Source organism: Bacillus sp. NMTD17 (genome assembly GCF_002998735.1).
GTDB lineage: Bacteria > Bacillota > Bacilli > Bacillales > Bacillaceae > Bacillus.
In genome coordinates this window covers 245,967-264,116 of record NZ_PVRH01000004.1, presented here as the reverse complement: position 1 = coordinate 264,116, position 18,150 = coordinate 245,967, and the positions used below count along the sequence as shown (strand labels likewise).

Genomic DNA, 18,150 nt, shown 5'->3' with positions numbered 1-18,150 from the left:
TTCATACCATATGAAAAAATACGTTAAAGCTTTATTACCAATGCTTCTCGCTTCATTTTTATTGGCGATTCCTGTGAGTGCTCATGTCACAGTCAAGCCTGATACGTCTGCGACAAATGCGTGGGAAACCTATACGTTAAAAGTTCCTTCTGAGAGTGACAGTCCAACCACTAAGGTTGTCGTGACAATACCTAAAGGTGTAGAATTCCAGCAATATGAGCCAGTCCCTGGATGGAAAACGTCAACTGAAGAAAAAGATGGCAAGGTGACAAGAGTGACTTGGGAAGCAACGGGTAAAGGCGTGCTTGCCGGACAGTTCCAGCAATTCGTTTTTGTAGCGAAAAACCCTGAAAAAGCAGGTGAAGCTGCATGGGATGCATATCAATATTATAAAGATGGAACGGTCGTTGAATGGACAGGCGATAAAGATGCTGATAAGCCGCATTCCATCACAAACATTGTGGCATCTAATACGGTAACGGATTCACATGGACAAGAAAAACCAAAAGAAGAAAAGGCATCTGAAACAGCCTCCAACTCTTCCTCACCACTTGGGCTAGGGTTGTCCATTGCTGCTCTAGTCGTAGCACTGATTGCACTGGGACTTGCTTTTAGAAAGAAATAATTGATTCGTAAGCGATCGTTTTCACGGAAACGATCGCTTTCATTTCTATCCACCTTATTTGAACACGAGATGCAAGGCTTTGCCTGCAAACTAGGACGATCAACTTCCATTTTCCCAACCTATTATTACCAACATAGGATTGAATAGGGTAATGGTGCATGCCATAATGAGACACATGACCACCTAGGAGGCTATAAGATGAACCATCTAATTATATTTGCTCATCCCCAGCAAAGCTTAAATCAAACCTTATTAGATCTTGTTGTCAGCACTCTTTTGAACAATGGTCATGAAGTGACTGTTCGTGATGTCTATGCTCTTGGTTTTTCGCCAGAGCTAAGCATGTTGGAAAAGGCTGCGATCAAACGGGGTAATGTCCCAATTGCCATTCAAACAGAGCAGAAGCTGATTCAGCAAGCAGATGTCCTAACGTTTATTTTTCCCATTTGGTGGACAGGCTTACCCGCTATGCTAAAGGGCTATGTAGAACGCGTTTTTTCTGAGGGCTTCGCTTATCAAATCAATGAGCAGGGGGCTATTGAAAACCTGCTTCGGCACAAAAAAGGTGTCATTATCAACACGCACGATGCTCCAAGGACCTTTCTTGACTCTAAGCGGATCATTTCCGCCTCCCATCGCATGACAACAGATACAGAAGTCTTCAATTTTATTGGTGTTGAGCCTGTTGAACGACTTTTGTTCAGCAGCATGGAGCAGGCACCAGCAGATTACATCCACGAAATTCTGAAAGAAACGAAAGAAACGGTGGAGCAGCTTTTTCCGCCGGCTGTTTAACATAAAAAAGACTGCCAAGATTCCTCAGGCAGTCTTTTTCACGTTTATTCGTCTAAACCAATGGATACATATTTGGTTTCTAAATACGGTTCGATCCCTTCGATGCCGCCTTCACGGCCAATTCCGCTTTCTTTCATTCCTCCGAATGGTGCTTGAACAGCCGATGGGCCGCCATCATTCCAGCCAATGATCCCGTAATCAAGATTCTCTGAGATGTAGAGGCCGTTTCGATAATTTTCTGTAAAGAAATAAGCTGCAAGACCAAAAGGTGTATCGTTGGCTAATTCAATCGCTTCATCTAGCGTTTTGAACGTCGTAATCGGCGCCACTGGTCCAAAGGTTTCTTCATGCATGATGTTCATGGAAGGGTCTACATGTGTGAGAACCGTTGGCTGGACAAAATAATACGACTTTTCATCATCGAAATGCGTATCTCCGCCGACAAGGATTTTCGCCCCTTTATCGACTGCATCTTGAATTTGGCCGACAATTTTATCAAAGCCGCGCTTGTTGATAATTGGGCCGATGGATGTGCCTTCTTCAAAGCCATTTCCCACTTTTAGCTTTTCTACTTCTTTGCTGAAGCCTTGAGCAAATGCTTCATGAATGTCTTCATGCACAATTAAGCGGTTGGCACAGACACAGGTTTGTCCTGCATTACGGAACTTAGACGCCACTGCTTGTTTGACAGCTAGTTCAAGATTGGCATCTTTGTCTACGATGAGCGGAGCATGGCCGCCAAGCTCCATTGATACGTGCTTGACTGTACTCGCACTGTTTTTGATCAGATGCTTTCCGACTGGCGTTGAGCCTGTGAACGTGATTTTGCGAATCAATGGACTATCTGTGAATATTTCACCGACTTCTTTTCCATCTCCAACCACCCATTGCAGGGCATCCTCTGGAATTCCAGCTTCGTGGCCTAATTTCACAAGTTCAATAGCCGTCAGCGGCGTGTCTTCAGCAGGTTTCACAATAAACGTACAGCCCGCTGCAAGTGCTGGTGCAGCCTTTCTCGTGATCATGGCTGCAGGGAAATTCCAAGGAGTAATGGCTGCAACAGGACCAACTGGCTGCTTTGTGACGAAAAGGCGTTTGTTCGTCGTATGAGACGGAATGGTTCTGCCGTAGATCCGTTTGGCTTCCTCTGCGTACCATTCAATGTATCCAGCCGCATAGACGATTTCGCCTAATGCTTCTTGATACGGCTTCCCGTTTTCTTCCGTGATGATTTTCGCGAGCCTTTCTTTATGTTCAATCATGAGATCAAACCACTTGCGAATGATATTGGCACGTTCATGCGCAGACGTTTTTGCCCATGCTTTGAATGCTTTATGTGAGCGGGTAATGGCGTCTTCGATCTGTTCTTTTGTATGCTGAGCAACTGAAGCAATTTCTTCTCCTGTTGCAGGATTATACACTTTGAGTTCGTTTGTCATGCTCTACCGTCTCCTTCGTTCTTGGATTCATTACATATAGTATATACCCAATGAGTGCCCAACCTAAAAGCAATATCCATTCAGCTGGCCATGATAAGGAGGCCGGCATTCCTGGAAAATAAAATGAAAGAAAAAGGAGACTCAGCCCGATAGCTAAAACGCCTGTCGTCCGCCAATACTTAATGCGGTATGGACGCTCAAGCTCTGGTTCTGCTTTGCGAAGTCTCATAAAGGCAATGGACACTATTAAGTACCCTACGATAATTCCGACACCGCCCGCATTGACAATCCACACGAGGGCAGGACGCCCTAATAATGGAGCGAAAAAGGCCAATGCACCAAGAAATAAAATCGCATGTGTCGGTGTTTTATACTTTGGATGAATATACGCAAACCATTTGGAAATCATGCCTCTTTCCGCCATAGCGTATAAGATGCGGCTTGCACCGATGATAAAAGCATTCCAGCTCGTCACAATTCCTGCTACACCGCCAATGACAAGCACTGTTCCAAACGCCTGATGACCGAGCAGCTGCACCATCGCATCTGCTGTCGCCAATGAAGAGGCTTCAAGCTGTCCTTTTGACAGCCCAGCAGCTACCCCAAAGACAATGAGCAGATAAAACACAACGGCACTCACGATGGAGATAATCAAAATTCTCCCGATAATTCTCTTCGGCGCATTGATCTCCGCCGCCACTTGCGGGATGACATCAAAACCAACGAATAAAAAGGGAATCATCACTAAAACCGCCATGAGACCGCCAACTCCGCCTTGAAACATCGGCTCAAGGTTTGCTAGATTTCCGTTAAATGTTGCGCCGCCTAAAAGAAGAAAACCTGTCAGGATAATGGCCACTGTAAAAACAGATTGAAAAATAGCAGCTGGCTTGGCGCCAATGTAGTTCAGCGCTGTTAAAAATAAAGCACCACCAGATCCAATCAACACCCATGTGAAATAAACGTCCCATCCCCCTATATTCCATAGGAAGCCAACATGCTGTGTTGGAATGACATAATCAATGACAGTTGGCAAGGCAACAGCTTCAAACGTAATGACGGACACATAACCAAACAATACGCCCCATGCTGAGACGAACGCTGATTTCATCCCAAATGCCCGCTGGACAAAGACGAGCCCTCCTCCCGTCTCTGGAATGGCAGACGAAAGCTCAGCATACGTGAGTCCAATAAAGATGACGAGAATACCGCCGATGACAAAGGCGATGACACTGCCTAAAAATCCTGCTGTTAAAATCCAATCTCCCGAAAGTACAACCCAGCCCCATCCAAGCATTGCACCAATGGATAAAAACAGTACGTCAGACTGCGACATGGTTTTTGCCATTTGTTGTTTTTGCATACAACCATCCCCCTTTGTTGTTTAGCGTGCTTTGAAGGCGTCCTCGATGATCCCCAGTCCTTCATTCAGCAGCTCATCTGTGATGACAAGTGGTGTTAAGAAGCGAATAATATTCCCATTAATCCCTGCCGTTAATAAGAGCAGCCCGTGCTCATTTGCATATGCTGCAATCGCTGCGGCTGTTTTCTTATCTGGTGTACGCGTTTTTTGATCTTCCACAATTTCAATCGCCGCCATTGCCCCTAATCGGCGGACTTCCCCAATGAATGGATACGTTGTTCTCCAATCATTTGCTTTGTCCTCAATGACTTGTCCAATGTGTTCAGATCGTTGATTCAATTGTTCCGTTTCAATAATATCAAGAACTGCTAGTGCTGCCACACAGCCTAATGGACTTCCTGCATATGTCCCCCCGAGCTCACCTGGATCTGCCGCATCAAGCAGTTCTTTTCTGCCAATAACACCGCTCAGTGGTAATCCAGCAGCAAGAGATTTTGACACCGTGATTAAGTCCGGCACCACATCAAAGTGCTCAATCGCAAAGTATTTCCCCGTTCTCGCAAAGCCTGTTTGGATCTCATCTGCAACAAAGACAATCCCGTGCTGCTGACAGAATGAAGCAACATGCTGAACAAAACGCTTCGATGGTACAATGAATCCGCCCTCCCCTTGGACTGGTTCCATGACCACACATGCAACGGTTTCTGGTGCAACGGCTGCGACAAAGAATTGATTGAATTGATCAATGATGTACTCATCGTAGGCTGCATCGCTTAATCCTTCTGGCTTTTGATAGTAATAAGGGTATGGTGCTTGATACACCTCTGACGCAAATGGTCCGAACCCAAATTTATATGGCTTGACCTTGCTCGTCATGCTCATCGTCATATTCGTTCTGCCGTGGAAGCCTCTTGTAAACGACACAACGGCCTGTCTTTTCGTATATTTACGTGCAATTTTCACCGCATTTTCAACAGCTTCTGCACCTGAATTGAGAAAAATGGCTTTCTTGTCATGATCGCCTGGTGTGAGGCGGCATAGCTTTTCTGCCAATTCGATATACGATTCGTACATCATGACGTTGAATCCTGGGTGAATCAGACTGTCTGCCTGTGCTTTGACGGCCTCCACAACCTTTGGATGTGAATGACCTACATTTAAAGTACCGATAGCGCCAGCAAAATCGATAAAACGTTTCCCATCGATATCGAACAGCTCGGCACCCTTCCCCTTCGCTGCAAGATGACGGTTGCCATTACTCACGCCTCTTGCGACGTATTGATCTCTTTTCCCCTGCCATTCTTCTGTTGAAAAACGGTTTGTTGTCGTTTGACTCATTGTCATCCATCCCCTTTATGTCTTTTTTTATTATTCTGAATATTTTTTGGTATGATAGAAAGTACCAATATCATTTTTTTCATGGTACCAGAGAGGATGGAATGACGAGATGCTGACAATTCAACTAGATCAAACAGGGGCAAACGGATTTATTTATCATCAAATTTATACGAAAATTAAAGGTGAAATTTTAAATCGAAACCTTCAGCCGCACGATCAATTACCCTCTAAACGAGAGTTAGCAGATACATTAAACGTCAGCGTGAATTCAGTGAATGGCGCGTATCAGCAGCTGCTTGCTGAGGGATATTTATATTCGGTCGAACGCAAAGGTTTTTTTGTGGAGTCATTAGAAACGTTTCATGAGTCAGGTCAGCTGGAACCCTCGTCCCTTCCAGCCGATTTAAAAGAGGAGTCGATTGCACGGGACGACTGGTATTCCTTTTCACATATCTCTGTTGATACAGCCAATTTTCCATTTAAAAGCTGGCTGAAAAGTGAACAAAAGGCGATCAGCCTCCATCAAGAAGCGTTTGGTGAGCTTCCGCATCCACAAGGTGTGTACGAGCTTCGGGAAACGATTGCCCGGTTGATCGGGCTTGCGCGAGGGGTCAAATGCTACCCAGAACAGCTCATTTTAAGCGCAGGCACGCAATCACTTATCCATTCTTTATCAAGCATTCTTCCAGCCGATCAAGTATACGGATTAGAAAACCCTGGCTATCGCCGGCTCTATCAAATGCTGAAAAACAATCATCACCGAATTGAAACGATTGGCATTGATCAAAAAGGGGTGCGGATGAGTGACATTCACAAAAAACAGCCGAATGTCTTAATCATTACCCCTTCACATCAATTCCCAACAGGGGTGATTATGCCGATTTCCCGGCGGATTCAACTCTTAAACTGGGCAGCCGATCAGCCCGGCCGTTATATTATCGAGGATGATTATGACAGTGAATTCAAGTATGGTACAGACAGCATTCCAGCGCTGCAAAGTTTGGATCGATATGACAAAGTCATTTATATGGGGACCTTTTCAAAGTCATTGCTGCCAGGCTTAAGACTAAGCTACATGGTGCTCCCGCAGCATTTATTGAGACGCTATAAGGAAGAACAGCACTTCTTCATTCAAACAGCCAGCCTTTTTACACAATACACCCTTCTTCATTTTATAAAAGATGGGGCGTATCAGCGGCATATTAAAAGAATGAATGGTTTATATGAGGAAAAGCGGAAGCAGCTCATTGAAGAGCTCGACACGGTTTTTACTGACAATGTACGGATTATTGGGGAAAATGCTGGACTTCATTTTATCGCAGAGTTCCGCTCAAACCGCACGCAGCATGAGATTTTACAGCGAGCCAAAGAAAGAAAGCTTAAAATGTACGGGATGGACCGTTTTACCCTTGATGAGCAATTGCCGGGGCATCAGGAAGGCTTTGTTCCACTCGTCCTCGGCTTCTCTCATATGCGGCCAGAGGATATTGAGCCGGCGGTGAAAAGACTGTATGAGTCGATTTATGGGAAATAAAACAGCCAGCTGCTTTACTAGACAGCTGGCTTACCACCGCTCTTTATCTACGGCTAAAATGGATGACACGAGTCCAGGAAAAGCGGTCTCGATGTCTTCTTTTCTTAAAGAATAGTAGCGGTGTTTACCGTCAATTCTCACTTTCACGACGCCTGCCTCCCTCAGCACTTTGAAGTGATGAGAAAGCGTAGATTTGGCAATATTCATCTCATACGTACCGCATGTCCTCTCGCCCGCTTCTGCTAAGCAGCGGACAATTTCTAACCGGATTGGATCAGCCAATGCGTGCAGCACAGAAATCAGTCTTATGTCTTCTTGAGTTGGATGGATTGGATTATTCATACGATAAATGTATCGTATTTTGTGCCAACATACAATCTCATGACTCGCCTCATACAAAGTAACGATACATCCTTTGGAAACGACTATGACTATATAAAAGCTGTCTTGAAGGGAAGGAACTGTCTATCAAACAAATGTAGATTTGACCCATCAACTAACCGTCACAAAACATCAGCAAGTAGGTATCATTCAGAAAACAGCTGCCGAACATTTTGATCACGGCACAGCTTCCCAGTTGAAAAAAGGGACAGCGATTTACTCTGTAAAGGAGCGAAAAGACCTTTTGATCGCCGAATTTAACGGACAGATCATCATATATGCCGCACATGCGGAAGGATAAAATACCTGTCATAAGATAGGTGTTTTTTAAGTTTCTTTTCTTGTCATAGGTCATTGGTTTTGTTATCATTGCAAAAGTGACCACTCGGTTTCCATTGTGACCATATGGTTTTGCCGATTCGGAAAGGACTTATGTAGATGAACGAAAAGCAAGAAGAGATTTTGCGGGTTTCAAAGAAATTGTTTTCTCAAAAAGGCTATATGAGTGTCTCCATGCAGTCAATTGCCGATGCCTGTAAAATATCAAAAGCGTCTATTTATAAACTGTTTGATTCAAAGGAAGCTCTTCTATTAGAACTGATTAAATACAATCAGTGCAAAATGAGAGAGATTTCTCAGATCATTCATTCAGAAACGACGCTGTCCAAAAAGGAAAAATTCACAAAGAAGATCAAACTTGAGCTTGAAGAGTTTAAAGAGAATCATAAATTTTTGAATATGCTGTCCTTTGAAGCTTTTTCGCAGCATTCGCCCATTGTCATTAAACATTTACGCGAGACACGCTCCATTATCATGCAGCGGCACAGAGACATTATTTTAAGCACATATGGTGAATCTGTCGCTCCTTATGTCTGGGATCTTGTGATCGTCCTCAACGGATTAATGAGAGAATTCATCTTAATGCTGGCGATTGAGCATAAGAACATCCAATTAGAAAATGCCGCCGAAATGATTATTGGCGTGATGGACCGTGTGTCGAAAAAGCCTTGTTCCATTGAGCCTGTGTTAACAGATCAGCTGATGGACTCTTATTTGCTTTCTTCACAGGACGAATATGATGAAGAAAAGCTTGTCATCTCGTCCTTAACGAAGATCAAACAAGAGCTTCACGCACTGCCAAACGGAGAAGAAAAGGACGATCTCCTCTCTGCGTTTGAGCTGCTGAGTCAAGAATTATCAAAGGACCAACCGAGAACCTTTTTAATCAGCTCATTGCTCGATTATTTAGGTAAAAACAGCGTTTTATCACAAAACGTGTCACAGCTGAAAAGCATCATTCTATAGATAAAGAAGGGATAACATGAACCAATCAACAACATCGTATAATCGATCTGTGATTGTTGGGATTTTCCTCGTTGGGGCATTCGTCGCGATTTTAAACCAAACGCTGCTCATTCCAGCGATCCCACATATCATGGAGGAATTCAATATTGATGTCAGCAAAGGACAGTGGCTCACCACAGCCTTTATGCTGACAAACGGGATTCTCATCCCGATCACGGCTTTCTTAATCGAGAAATTTTCAAGCCGTTCTTTAGTTTTAACGGCGCTTAGCATCTTTACAGCCGGTACAATTCTTGCCGCGTTTGCAACGAATTTCCCTGTATTACTTGCAGCGCGTATTGTGCAGGCAGCCGGCGCAGGAATTTTAATGCCGCTGATGCAAACGATCTTTTTAACCATTTTCCCGAAAGAAAAACGTGGTCAGGCAATGGGTATGGTCGGACTTGTCATTTCGTTTGCACCAGCTCTTGGACCGACACTTGGCGGCTGGATTGTCGATTCCTTCAGCTGGAAGTTCTTGTTCTATATTGTACTGCCAATCGGTATCATTGATCTCATTCTTGCTTTCTTCTTAATGAAAAATGTAACGCAACAAAGAGAGACACGAATTGATGTTTTATCTGTCATCTTGTCGTCCTTCGGTTTCGGCGGACTGCTTTACGGATTTTCTAGTGTCGGAACATATGGCTGGACGAGTGCGACTGTCCTCATTTCGCTGATTGTCGGCGCTGTGAGCTTGTTCTTCTTTATTCTGCGCCAGTCGAATTTGACAAGACCGATGCTTGAATTTGGTGTCTTTAAGTTTGCAATCTTTAGCTTAACGACCTTTCTTGGGATGCTTGTCTTTGCTTTATTGATTGGGACAGAGACGATTCTGCCGCTCTATACGCAAAATGTCAGAGGATTGTCTGCTCTTGATACAGGACTGATCTTATTGCCTGGTGCTCTCTTTATGGGGCTCCTCTCACCAATTATTGGACGAATTTTTGATAAAGTCGGTGGAAAAGGGCTGGCATTAGGCGGGTTTACGATACTTACCGTTACGACCTTGCCATTTATGCTGCTCACCCTTGATTCATCCATCGCCCTCATTACGGTCGCCTACACGCTTCGCTTAATCGGGGTTGGGATGATCATGATGCCGCTGACAACCGCAGGTATTAACTCTTTACCGCCTCATTTGATCCCGCATGGGACAGCGATGAATAACACGATGAGACAAATGGGCGGCTCCATTGGGACGGCTGTGCTTGTCTCCATCATGAGCAGCTCTGCTGCAAATGCAGAATTAGCCAGCCCATTAAAATCAGCCGTTCACGGCATGAACACGTCGTTTATCGTGTCTGGATTGATTGCGGTCCTTGGACTCGTCCTCTCCTTTTTCTTAAAGGAAAAACGCGATAATAAAGTGATGAAGCAGGAGCTATCTTCCTCCTCATCTTCTTCATAAGAAAAAGAGCTCGGCATATGGCCGGCTCTTTTTTCATATATTCACATTATATCGTCCTCTTCAAAAGGACATTTGTATTTACAGTGAAGAAAAACCTTGATAATTTGAAGAAAAGAGTTGATAATAGGAACTATTCAATTTGTGAGAAAATTTTTACTATAGGAGATGTATGCATTGAAGGTCGTTAAATTTGGTGGCAGTTCACTTGCATCTGGCAAGCAGCTGCAAAAGGTATTTGACATTGTAACAGCAGATCCAGCTCGAAAAGCAGTCGTTGTTTCCGCACCAGGAAAACGGCATTCAACGGATACGAAGGTCACCGATCTATTAATTAGCTGTGGTGAGCAATATTTACGTTTAGGGGAAGCAGAGGATTTACAGAAAGCCGTCATCGAACGGTATGCCTCGATTGCGGATGAACTCGGGTTAAGTCATGACGTGATTGACACCATTCTGGAAGATCTAGATGCCCTCTTACAGGCAGATTCGTCTCACCCTGAGCGATATCTTGATGCCATCAAAGCAAGCGGTGAAGACAATAACGCAAAACTCATTGCCGCCTATTTCCGCTATCAAGGTGTCGAAGCTCACTATGTGAACCCAAAGGAAGCTGGTTTATTTGTGAGCGATGAGCCTGGTCAAGCGCAAGTCCTTCCAGAGTCATATGATCATTTGTACAAATTAAGAGAGCGCTCTGGCATCATCATCTTCCCTGGCTTTTTTGGCTTTAGTCTATCGGGGGACATCGTCACCTTTTCTCGCAGCGGCTCCGATATTACCGGTTCCATTTTGGCAAACGGTTTGAAAGCAGATGTGTATGAAAACTTTACAGATGTGGATGCTGTCTACGCTGTCAATCCGACGATCGTTCATGAGCCGAAGGAAATTACAGAGCTGACGTACCGGGAAATGCGCGAGCTATCCTATGCTGGTTTTTCTGTGTTCCACGATGAAGCACTCATTCCAGCCTTCCGTGCAGGCATTCCTGTGCAAATTAAAAACACCAATAATCCCTCAGCAAAAGGCACAAAAATTGTGAACCAGCGAGATCATACAAATGGACCAGTTGTCGGAATCGCCTCAGACAGCGGTTTTTGCAGCATTTATATTAGCAAGTATTTGATGAACAGAGAAGTCGGTTTTGGACGTAAGGTGCTGCAAACGTTAGAGGAATATGGGCTTACGTATGAGCACGTTCCTTCTGGCATTGACGATATGAACATTATTTTAAGACAGGATCAGCTGGAGGAGCAGCATATTGAACAAGAGCTGCTCGACCGCTTGAAGCTTGTGCTTGATGCAGATGAGGTCGTTTTAGAGCCGAATCTCTCACTCATTATGGTTGTAGGAGAAGCGATGCGTCACAATGTTGGCACCACAGCAAGAGCAGCAGAGGCGCTGTCAAAAGCGAAGGTCAATATTGAAATGATCAATCAAGGCTCTTCAGAGGTCAGCATGATGTTTGGCGTCAAAGCGGCTCAAGAAAAAGAAGCCGTTCAAGCGTTGTATGAAGAATTTTTCTCTATGTCTACCGTCCCTGTCTCCCTTTAACCAGCAGACTGCCAGATCTCAGGATCGGCAGTCCTTTTTGTTCTCGCCCGATTCACATGGATTTGCGCATTAAAATATATCTATTTCTCGTTTCATTTTGTATGATAGAGACAAATCAACTATTGTTCCGGTCTATGATCGGAGCTACAAGGAGTCCTAAAACAATGCCTCGTCAACAACTATTAAAACAGTTTCGCAATTTTCATGATGCTTCTACGAGTATTTTAAATATGATGAGTCAATTCACTGATGTAAACACACTGTTTATTGCTAAAAACGATCAAACCACCAATCAGATTGTAAAGGTGCTGAATCATGATGAGCAGCTTCTTGAAGAAGGAGAAGAAATTCCTTACGAGAAGACATTTTGCAAACTGGCGGTCGATCATCAGGATACGCTTGTGATTCCTGATATATCATTGGATGATCGTTCTAAATACTTAGAAGTCACGAAACGTCTTCAAGGCGGATCATTCATCGGAGTGCCGATTAATTTTACTGATGGCACAAACTACGGAACGATTTGCGGGCTTGATCTAAGACCACAGCAATTCACAGAAGAGCATGTGCATATGTTTGAAACGATGGCTTCTCTATTAAGCTACGTCCTCGAACTCGACCGTGCCAACCGGCAGATTCAGCAATTATCTGTACCGATCGTCCCAGTTGTTGACGGTGTCGCCGTGCTTCCTCTCCTAGGTGATATCGAAGAGACACGTGCTCAGCATATTTTAGAAACCATTTTACAGGAAAGTTACAGACTGTCGCTCTCTCATTTGGTCATTGATGTATCGGGAACAAAACGCCTGAATGAACAGAGCATTCAATATCTGGTCAGCTATGCACAAACGCTGAGACTTTTAGGGATTTCGGCTGTTTTAACAGGGATTAAACAAGATCTTGCTCTAAGTGCGATTCAATCGAATATTTCATTTAAAGACATCACCATCCGGAAAGACTTGCCGCAGGCACTTGCTCATATTGGCTTGACGTTTACTAAAATGGAATAAGGAATGAGACACAAAAAGGGCTAAATAAATTTTAGCCCTTTTCTTCTTTTTAAATCATGCCAGCAGCTGCAAATAAGAAGAATCGTTTCCGTCTTCAATAACTTGTAAAATCTGCTGTGCATGCGATGTGTCTGTGATACTGTTTAATTTTTGCATGATGTCTTCTTTCGATAGTGCATGGCCTGGTGCGCCCCGCGGAAGATCGACTCGTTTGCTAATGGTGGTGCCATCAGATAAGGTAAGCTTCACAATCGTAAAGCGACCTTTTGGGACAGCGTCTGGATGGGGTTCTGTCGTTTGATCATATTCTCTGCTCATCCGCTTCATCCATGTGCGCATGTCTGATGGAATGGTTTTTTTCGTAAAGGCATCCAGCGTAAGCGTCTGTCCAAATACGGCAAGTGCGATGACGTATTCGACACTGAATCGTCCTTCTTCGCCCGTCAAAGGTGTCCGCTCAATAAGCGCTGCATCTCCGCCAGGCGGGAATATGACCTCTACTTGTTTCACCTGATCCGAAAAGAAAGTATGCTCTTCCATTAAGGACAGAATCGCATCTGCTGCATGATGCGCTGCTGAGCAGAACGGGTATACTTTGAACCACAGCCCCGGCGAGACAATACGCCACGTTGTACCATATCCCTCTAGTAAACGACTTTCCGCGCGCTCCTGATCTCCATAGAGAGAAAAGAAACCAAGCGTACCATCAAGAACCGATTCATTCCCGCCAAAACCTGAACAAGCTAAGTCCATAGACCAGACGGCTGTTTTAGCCGCTAAGCCGGCTTGTAATGGTTTCATATCAGAGCCAAACTGCTTTCTCATTCCGGCTGATTGCGCTCCGGCAAAGCCGATTGCCTTCGCCAGCTCTTCCTGCGAGACTTGTTTTAAATACCCAATGGCACATACTGCTGCAATGGCTCCGAGGGTTCCGGTATTATGCCAGCCCCGCTCATAATGCGCCTTGCCGATGGATTCGCCAAGCCTTGCCATCACTTCAACACCTGTGATGTAGGCAGCTAAAAATCGATCGCCAAACCCTTTGCCGTCTGATAGCTGTGATAGCAATGCTGGAATGATAACCGCACTTGGGTGTCCTCTCACGTCTGAATGCACATCATCATAATCAAGGGCATGGATCAGGTAGCCGTTCAGCATCGCTGCTGATTGACGGCTGACCTTCTTCCCTTGTCCAATGACAGGAATTTGAGCGGCTCCGCCTTCTTGTTCCACAAGCGCCATGAGCTTTTGAATTCCTTCATCCTCTTTCGCAGCAAGCGCCGCCGCAGCAGCATCTAACAGACCATTTCGAGCCATTTCTACCGCCCGCTGATCTTGAAGTGGATTAGCAGACAGTACAGCCTCTGCCAATTGTTTTGTTAGTTCCATGATCGTGACTCCAATGCCTGAACGGCAAGCTCGGAAAAGAAGGCAGCGGCAACTGGAAGTGCTTCTTCATTTAATGTAAACGCAGGGTGATGCCACTCCTTGGTACCACTAGTCCCCATCCATACGAAAAAGCCTGGAATGTGTTCTTGATAAAGGGCAAAATCTTCTCCGCCCGGTGACTGCTCTGCCTGAACTACTGTGAGATCCAGCGCATCTGCCGTTTCTTCGACCACCTTTGTCAAACGCTCGTCATTCAACACAGAAGGCAAATACGGATGCCATTTCACTTCGCCTTTTGCCCCAAATCCTTCGGCAATCCCACTCACGATTTGTTTCATAAGCTCTGGAATCATCGCTCTCACTTCAGGCTCAAACGTCCGAACGGTTCCTTCCATCTCAACACGATCAGGAATCACATTCCATGATGTACCGCCTTGAATGCGTGTGATACTGACTACTGCATGATGTAAGGAGCTGATGCGGCGGCTGACGATTTGCTGAAGAGCACTTGTGATCTGCCCGCTGATGGCAATCGGGTCCACCGTGTGATTCGGAATACCTGCATGGCCACCCGTCCCTTTAATATCGATTTCAAACCGGTCAACACTTGCCATTAATGCTTTTTCTCTAATACCAATGGTGCCTACTGGCAGATCAGGTTTGTTGTGCATACCAAAAATCGCATCCACTCCATCTAATACGCCTGCCTCTATGACATGTTTCGCTCCTTGGGCGACTTCCTCAGCCGGCTGGAACAAAATGCGGACCGTTCCTTTCATCTCGTGTTTCCGCTCTTTTAATAAAAGAGCCGCTCCAAAGATAGAAGCTGTATGGAAATCATGACCGCAAGCATGCATTTTCCCCGGTATCTTTGAGGAAAATGGTTCGCCTGATGCTTCTTCAATTGGAAGTGCATCAATATCAGCCCTCAGGGCAATCGTTGGTCCCTCTTGTTCTCCTTTGATTTCACAGACAACACCTGTTTGAAGAGCTGGAAAATCGAGTACGGTGATCCCTTCTTCTTCTAACCAGCCGCGCAGTTTCTTTGTCGTTTCATATTCTTCAAACGCCAGCTCTGGATGCTCATGAAGTGCTCGGCGAATGTTAATTAAACGTTTGTTTAAAGCTTCATTTCCTATTGATTTCACTGATACTCACCCCTCTAAAGAGTAAAAAGCAGCTTATGCTTCTTCAGCCGCTGCTTCTTTTTGGATAAATCGTTTTGTCCGTTCATTCTTCGTTTCATCAAATAGCTCAGTTGGTGTGCCCTGTTCAATAATATGACCATCCGCCATGAAAATCACATGGTCTGCCACTTCTCTTGCAAACGCCATTTCATGTGTGACGATGATCATCGTTGTTTCTTGGATTGCAATGGATTTAATCACTTGAAGCACACCTGAGACAAGCTCTGGATCAAGAGCTGACGTTGGTTCATCGAGTAAAATCGCATGTGGATCAACCGCTAATGCGCGGGCAATCCCGATTCGCTGCTGCTGTCCGCCAGATAACGTGACTGGATAACTGTCAGCCTTTTGCTCTAATCCTACCTGCTTCAGCAGCTTCATCCCAATCTCATTTGCTTGCTGCTTCGTCATTTTTTTCGTCACAAGCAGTGATTCTGTGATGTTTTGCAGTGCTGTCTTGTTTTTAAATAGATTATAGTTTTGAAACACCATGGCCGTTTGTTGACGCAGATGATGGGCTTCTTTACGTGTATACTTGGACGCATCGAGCTTCGCATCGCCAATTTCAATCATGCCTTCATCTGGTATTTCTAATAAATTTAAGCAGCGCAGCAAGGTGGATTTACCGGAGCCAGAAGGTCCGATAATGGCCACAACCTGCCCTTTTTGCACATCGAGATTGATTCCGTCTAAGACGACAAGATCGCCGAATGATTTCTTCAAATTGGTGAGCTTGATCATGTCCACACCTCCTTAATTCCGGTAAGGTTTGCTGATTTTTCGTTCAAATAGGTCTTGAAGGAAGCTATAAATGATGGTCATAACCCAATACACAATCCCTACGGCTAAATAGGTTTCAAAGTATTTATAGTTCGCGGACGCAATCATCTTCCCTTGTGCAAACATTTCTGCCACCCCAATGGTAAAGGCAAGAGATGTTTCTTTTAAAAGACCGATAAAGGTATTCCCCGTCGCTGGAATCGCATTTCTGACTGCCTGCGGGAAAATAATTCTGACGTAAGACTGCCATCTTGTCATGCCGACAGATAGACATGCCTCTAGCTGCCCTTCATCTACAGAATTGAGGGCCGCTCTGAAAATTTCTGCTAAGTATGCTGAGTTTTTAATACTTAATCCGATAATGACCGCTGTTAGGGCATCCATTGAGGTCATCGCAGGGAATAGCTGCGGAAGACCAAAATAAATGAGAAAGAGCTGAACCAAGGTTGGAACCGCTCTGAAAAAAGAAATATACAGCTTGGCAAATTGGTATAAAACAGGTATCCGGTTTTTCGTAATGAGAGCGAATACCACACCAATGATAATGGCAAATACCATGGAGACAATCGCCATGAAGATCGTTATCGGCAAGTATTGAATCAATGTCGGAAAAACCGTCACCATATACTGCCAATCAATTTTGTTCATGTCTGCTCTTCACCGCCGCTGTCGTTATTTTTTAATTGGCACCGTGACATCGTCTTTGAAATACTTCTCAGACAATTTCTTCAGTGTCCCGTCTTCTCTTAATTCTTTAATCGCTTTGTTAAATTCTTCTCTTAGCTTGTCATGCTTTTTATCTTTGGCAAATGGGTAGCCTACTTCTTCATACACAATTGGGTTGCCAACGATTTTGAGAGGCAGACCTGTTTTTTCAATTTGAGCAAGTAATACACTGCGTCCGTTGACATAAGCATCTACTCGGCCATTTGCCACTTCATTTAATACACCGTCTTGCGTTTCATATGTTTTAATATTGATTTTTTTGTCCGGGTCTTTGCTCTCTAGGTTTTTGGCGTGGTTAGAGCCAAGAACCGCCGCTACTGTTTTTCCTTTTAAATCATCAAGACCTTTGATGTCGTTGTTGTCCTTTTTCACGATGATTTGTGTTCCTGCGTAAGCGTACGTATCTGTAAAGTTAAACGTTTGTTTACGCTCATTTGTGACTGCGACTTGGTTTGACACTGTATCCAGCTTACCAGATGTCAGCTGTCCCATCAGTCCGCTGAATTCACTCAGCTGCCAGTCTAGTTTGTAGCCGAGTTTTTTTGCGATGGCTTCAGTTACTTCGACATCGAAGCCAACAAGCTTGCCATTGTCTTTATAAGCAAACGGATAGCTTTGCCCTGTGGCGCCTACTTTTAACACTTTTTCGTCTTTGCCTTCACTCTGATTGTTGCCGCCGCAAGCTGCTAAAACTGCCAGCATTGCTGCAAATAGAACGACTAGCCACTTTTTGTTTTTCATGTTCGTAAACCCTTCTTTCTTCTTATAATTGTGTCATATCTGACCTTAGTTGTTTTTTAAAATAAACCGTGATGTGACCCTTGCCTAAATCCTTTTCTCCTGCTCTGACGTAGCCTTTGCGCTCATACATGTCCATGAGCCACGGATGCTTATCAGCTGTACCAAGAGATACGTATGGCACCTTCAGGGTATCCCTTAGCACTTCAGTTTCCACCCATTCCAGCAAGACAGAGCCTGTCCCTTTTTTGGCGGAAGGCTCTGAAGCAAACCACCAAATGTGAGGGACGTCGAACGGTCCTGGCTGCTCTCCCCAAGGCATACGGAGCGACAAGGTAGATAGAAGTTCTCCGTTTTCTTCCATCACATAGCAAAGATTCTTTTGTACATTTTTCTGAACGAGAGCGAAATCGGCATGTGCTGCTTGAAACTGGATGCCGAGCTCACGAATTGGCTCATAGGCTCTTGTTGTCAGTTCAAGCAGCGCCTCTATATCTGCTTCTGTTGCCAGACGAAACGTGTATCCCAACGTTAGTCAC

Annotated in this window: 18 protein-coding genes; 8 read left to right on the top strand and 10 right to left on the bottom strand. The window is 44.6% G+C overall.

Translation table 11 applies throughout. The annotated features are described in order from the left end of the window. Nucleotides 1-10: 10 nt before the first annotated feature. Nucleotides 11-625 carry a YcnI family copper-binding membrane protein gene (locus tag C6347_RS13550; RefSeq protein WP_106071738.1) on the top strand — a complete coding sequence of 205 codons (615 nt, stop codon included), beginning with the start codon at nt 11-13 and terminating at the stop codon, nt 623-625. A 198-nt stretch (nt 626-823) separates the two neighbouring features. Next, nucleotides 824-1,420 carry an NAD(P)H-dependent oxidoreductase gene (locus C6347_RS13545; protein WP_060595549.1) on the top strand — a complete coding sequence of 199 codons (597 nt, stop codon included), beginning with the start codon at nt 824-826 and terminating at the stop codon, nt 1,418-1,420. Between the two features lie 44 nt (nt 1,421-1,464). On the opposite strand, the gene C6347_RS13540 is transcribed toward C6347_RS13545, so the two are convergent. From C6347_RS13540 to gabT, 3 genes are read right to left on the bottom strand one after another with little or no spacing between them, the layout of a single operon-like run. After that, entirely contained in the window at nt 1,465-2,859 is a 1,395-nt protein-coding gene (locus tag C6347_RS13540; protein ID WP_106071737.1) for an NAD-dependent succinate-semialdehyde dehydrogenase, read from the bottom strand. Then, complete coding sequence (locus C6347_RS13535; RefSeq protein WP_066031323.1) at nt 2,834-4,222, bottom strand: APC family permease; 1,389 nt, start codon at nt 4,220-4,222, stop codon at nt 2,834-2,836. Before C6347_RS13535 ends, C6347_RS13540 begins: the two co-directional genes overlap by 26 nt. 21 nt (nt 4,223-4,243) lie before the next feature. After that, nucleotides 4,244-5,560: a 4-aminobutyrate--2-oxoglutarate transaminase gene (gene gabT, locus C6347_RS13530; protein ID WP_066031324.1), complete on the bottom strand. Its 1,317-nt coding sequence runs from the start codon at nt 5,558-5,560 to the stop codon at nt 4,244-4,246. A gap of 109 nt (nt 5,561-5,669) precedes the next feature. Here gabT and gabR point away from each other — a divergent pair, with 109 nt between their 5' ends. After that, nucleotides 5,670-7,094, top strand: a complete 1,425-nt coding sequence (gene gabR, locus C6347_RS13525; RefSeq protein ID WP_106071736.1) for a MocR-like transcriptional regulator GabR — start codon at nt 5,670-5,672, stop codon at nt 7,092-7,094. A 30-nt stretch (nt 7,095-7,124) separates the two neighbouring features. On the opposite strand, the gene C6347_RS13520 is transcribed toward gabR, so the two are convergent. Further along, nucleotides 7,125-7,436: an ArsR/SmtB family transcription factor gene (locus tag C6347_RS13520; protein ID WP_034664461.1), complete on the bottom strand. Its 312-nt coding sequence runs from the start codon at nt 7,434-7,436 to the stop codon at nt 7,125-7,127. A 142-nt stretch (nt 7,437-7,578) separates the two neighbouring features. Between C6347_RS13520 and C6347_RS13515 the strand changes: the two genes are divergently transcribed. From C6347_RS13515 to C6347_RS13495, 5 genes are all read left to right on the top strand, one after another. Continuing rightward, complete coding sequence (locus C6347_RS13515) at nt 7,579-7,776, top strand: hypothetical protein (RefSeq protein ID WP_223251112.1); 198 nt, start codon at nt 7,579-7,581, stop codon at nt 7,774-7,776. 137 nt (nt 7,777-7,913) lie between these two features. Beyond that, nucleotides 7,914-8,780 carry a TetR/AcrR family transcriptional regulator gene (locus tag C6347_RS13510; RefSeq protein WP_066031326.1) on the top strand — a complete coding sequence of 289 codons (867 nt, stop codon included), beginning with the start codon at nt 7,914-7,916 and terminating at the stop codon, nt 8,778-8,780. Nucleotides 8,781-8,796: 16 nt separating this feature from the next. Then, nucleotides 8,797-10,230, top strand: coding sequence for an MDR family MFS transporter (locus tag C6347_RS13505; protein ID WP_060595544.1), 1,434 nt, complete (start codon nt 8,797-8,799; stop codon nt 10,228-10,230). A gap of 174 nt (nt 10,231-10,404) precedes the next feature. Further along, entirely contained in the window at nt 10,405-11,781 is a 1,377-nt protein-coding gene (locus tag C6347_RS13500) for an aspartate kinase (protein ID WP_060595543.1), read from the top strand. A gap of 164 nt (nt 11,782-11,945) precedes the next feature. Further along, nucleotides 11,946-12,791 (top strand): GAF domain-containing protein, encoded by an 846-nt coding sequence (locus C6347_RS13495; RefSeq protein WP_044140502.1) that lies wholly within the window; start codon nt 11,946-11,948, stop codon nt 12,789-12,791. Between the two features lie 54 nt (nt 12,792-12,845). Here C6347_RS13495 and C6347_RS13490 read toward each other — a convergent pair whose 3' ends face one another. Genes C6347_RS13490 through C6347_RS13465 form a run of 6 tightly spaced genes read right to left on the bottom strand, consistent with a single transcriptional unit; the run spans nt 12,846 to nt 18,140 of the window. Further along, the gene (locus C6347_RS13490; RefSeq protein WP_106031588.1) at nt 12,846-14,180 is read right to left on the bottom strand and encodes an MmgE/PrpD family protein; all 1,335 of its coding nucleotides are present in this window, start codon (nt 14,178-14,180) and stop codon (nt 12,846-12,848) included. Continuing rightward, entirely contained in the window at nt 14,171-15,319 is a 1,149-nt protein-coding gene (locus C6347_RS13485) for an amidohydrolase (protein WP_181185469.1), read from the bottom strand. Before C6347_RS13485 ends, C6347_RS13490 begins: the two co-directional genes overlap by 10 nt. Before the next feature lie 42 nt (nt 15,320-15,361). Further along, nucleotides 15,362-16,108, bottom strand: a complete 747-nt coding sequence (locus C6347_RS13480; protein WP_060595533.1) for an amino acid ABC transporter ATP-binding protein — start codon at nt 16,106-16,108, stop codon at nt 15,362-15,364. 12 nt (nt 16,109-16,120) lie between these two features. Next, nucleotides 16,121-16,795: an amino acid ABC transporter permease gene (locus C6347_RS13475; protein WP_060595532.1), complete on the bottom strand. Its 675-nt coding sequence runs from the start codon at nt 16,793-16,795 to the stop codon at nt 16,121-16,123. A 24-nt stretch (nt 16,796-16,819) separates the two neighbouring features. Beyond that, nucleotides 16,820-17,614 (bottom strand): amino acid ABC transporter substrate-binding protein, encoded by a 795-nt coding sequence (locus tag C6347_RS13470; protein ID WP_060595531.1) that lies wholly within the window; start codon nt 17,612-17,614, stop codon nt 16,820-16,822. Between the two features lie 22 nt (nt 17,615-17,636). Further along, nucleotides 17,637-18,140 carry a GNAT family N-acetyltransferase gene (locus tag C6347_RS13465; protein WP_106071734.1) on the bottom strand — a complete coding sequence of 168 codons (504 nt, stop codon included), beginning with the start codon at nt 18,138-18,140 and terminating at the stop codon, nt 17,637-17,639. Nucleotides 18,141-18,150 lie beyond the last annotated feature (10 nt).

What these genes read in the sequence shown, in the direction of transcription:
- C6347_RS13520 (WP_034664461.1), bottom strand. Translation starts at nt 7,436, where the DNA reads ATGAATAATCCAATCCATCCAACTCAAGAAGACATAAGACTGATTTCT.
- C6347_RS13505 (WP_060595544.1), top strand. Translation starts at nt 8,797, where the DNA reads ATGAACCAATCAACAACATCGTATAATCGATCTGTGATTGTTGGGATT.
- C6347_RS13495 (WP_044140502.1), top strand. Translation starts at nt 11,946, where the DNA reads ATGCCTCGTCAACAACTATTAAAACAGTTTCGCAATTTTCATGATGCT.
- C6347_RS13545 (WP_060595549.1), top strand. Translation starts at nt 824, where the DNA reads ATGAACCATCTAATTATATTTGCTCATCCCCAGCAAAGCTTAAATCAA.
- C6347_RS13540 (WP_106071737.1), bottom strand. Translation starts at nt 2,859, where the DNA reads ATGACAAACGAACTCAAAGTGTATAATCCTGCAACAGGAGAAGAAATT.
- C6347_RS13550 (WP_106071738.1), top strand. Translation starts at nt 11, where the DNA reads ATGAAAAAATACGTTAAAGCTTTATTACCAATGCTTCTCGCTTCATTT.
- C6347_RS13490 (WP_106031588.1), bottom strand. Translation starts at nt 14,180, where the DNA reads ATGGAACTAACAAAACAATTGGCAGAGGCTGTACTGTCTGCTAATCCA.
- gabR (WP_106071736.1), top strand. Translation starts at nt 5,670, where the DNA reads ATGCTGACAATTCAACTAGATCAAACAGGGGCAAACGGATTTATTTAT.
- C6347_RS13470 (WP_060595531.1), bottom strand. Translation starts at nt 17,614, where the DNA reads ATGAAAAACAAAAAGTGGCTAGTCGTTCTATTTGCAGCAATGCTGGCA.
- gabT (WP_066031324.1), bottom strand. Translation starts at nt 5,560, where the DNA reads ATGAGTCAAACGACAACAAACCGTTTTTCAACAGAAGAATGGCAGGGG.
- C6347_RS13535 (WP_066031323.1), bottom strand. Translation starts at nt 4,222, where the DNA reads ATGCAAAAACAACAAATGGCAAAAACCATGTCGCAGTCTGACGTACTG.
- C6347_RS13475 (WP_060595532.1), bottom strand. Translation starts at nt 16,795, where the DNA reads ATGAACAAAATTGATTGGCAGTATATGGTGACGGTTTTTCCGACATTG.
- C6347_RS13510 (WP_066031326.1), top strand. Translation starts at nt 7,914, where the DNA reads ATGAACGAAAAGCAAGAAGAGATTTTGCGGGTTTCAAAGAAATTGTTT.
- C6347_RS13480 (WP_060595533.1), bottom strand. Translation starts at nt 16,108, where the DNA reads ATGATCAAGCTCACCAATTTGAAGAAATCATTCGGCGATCTTGTCGTC.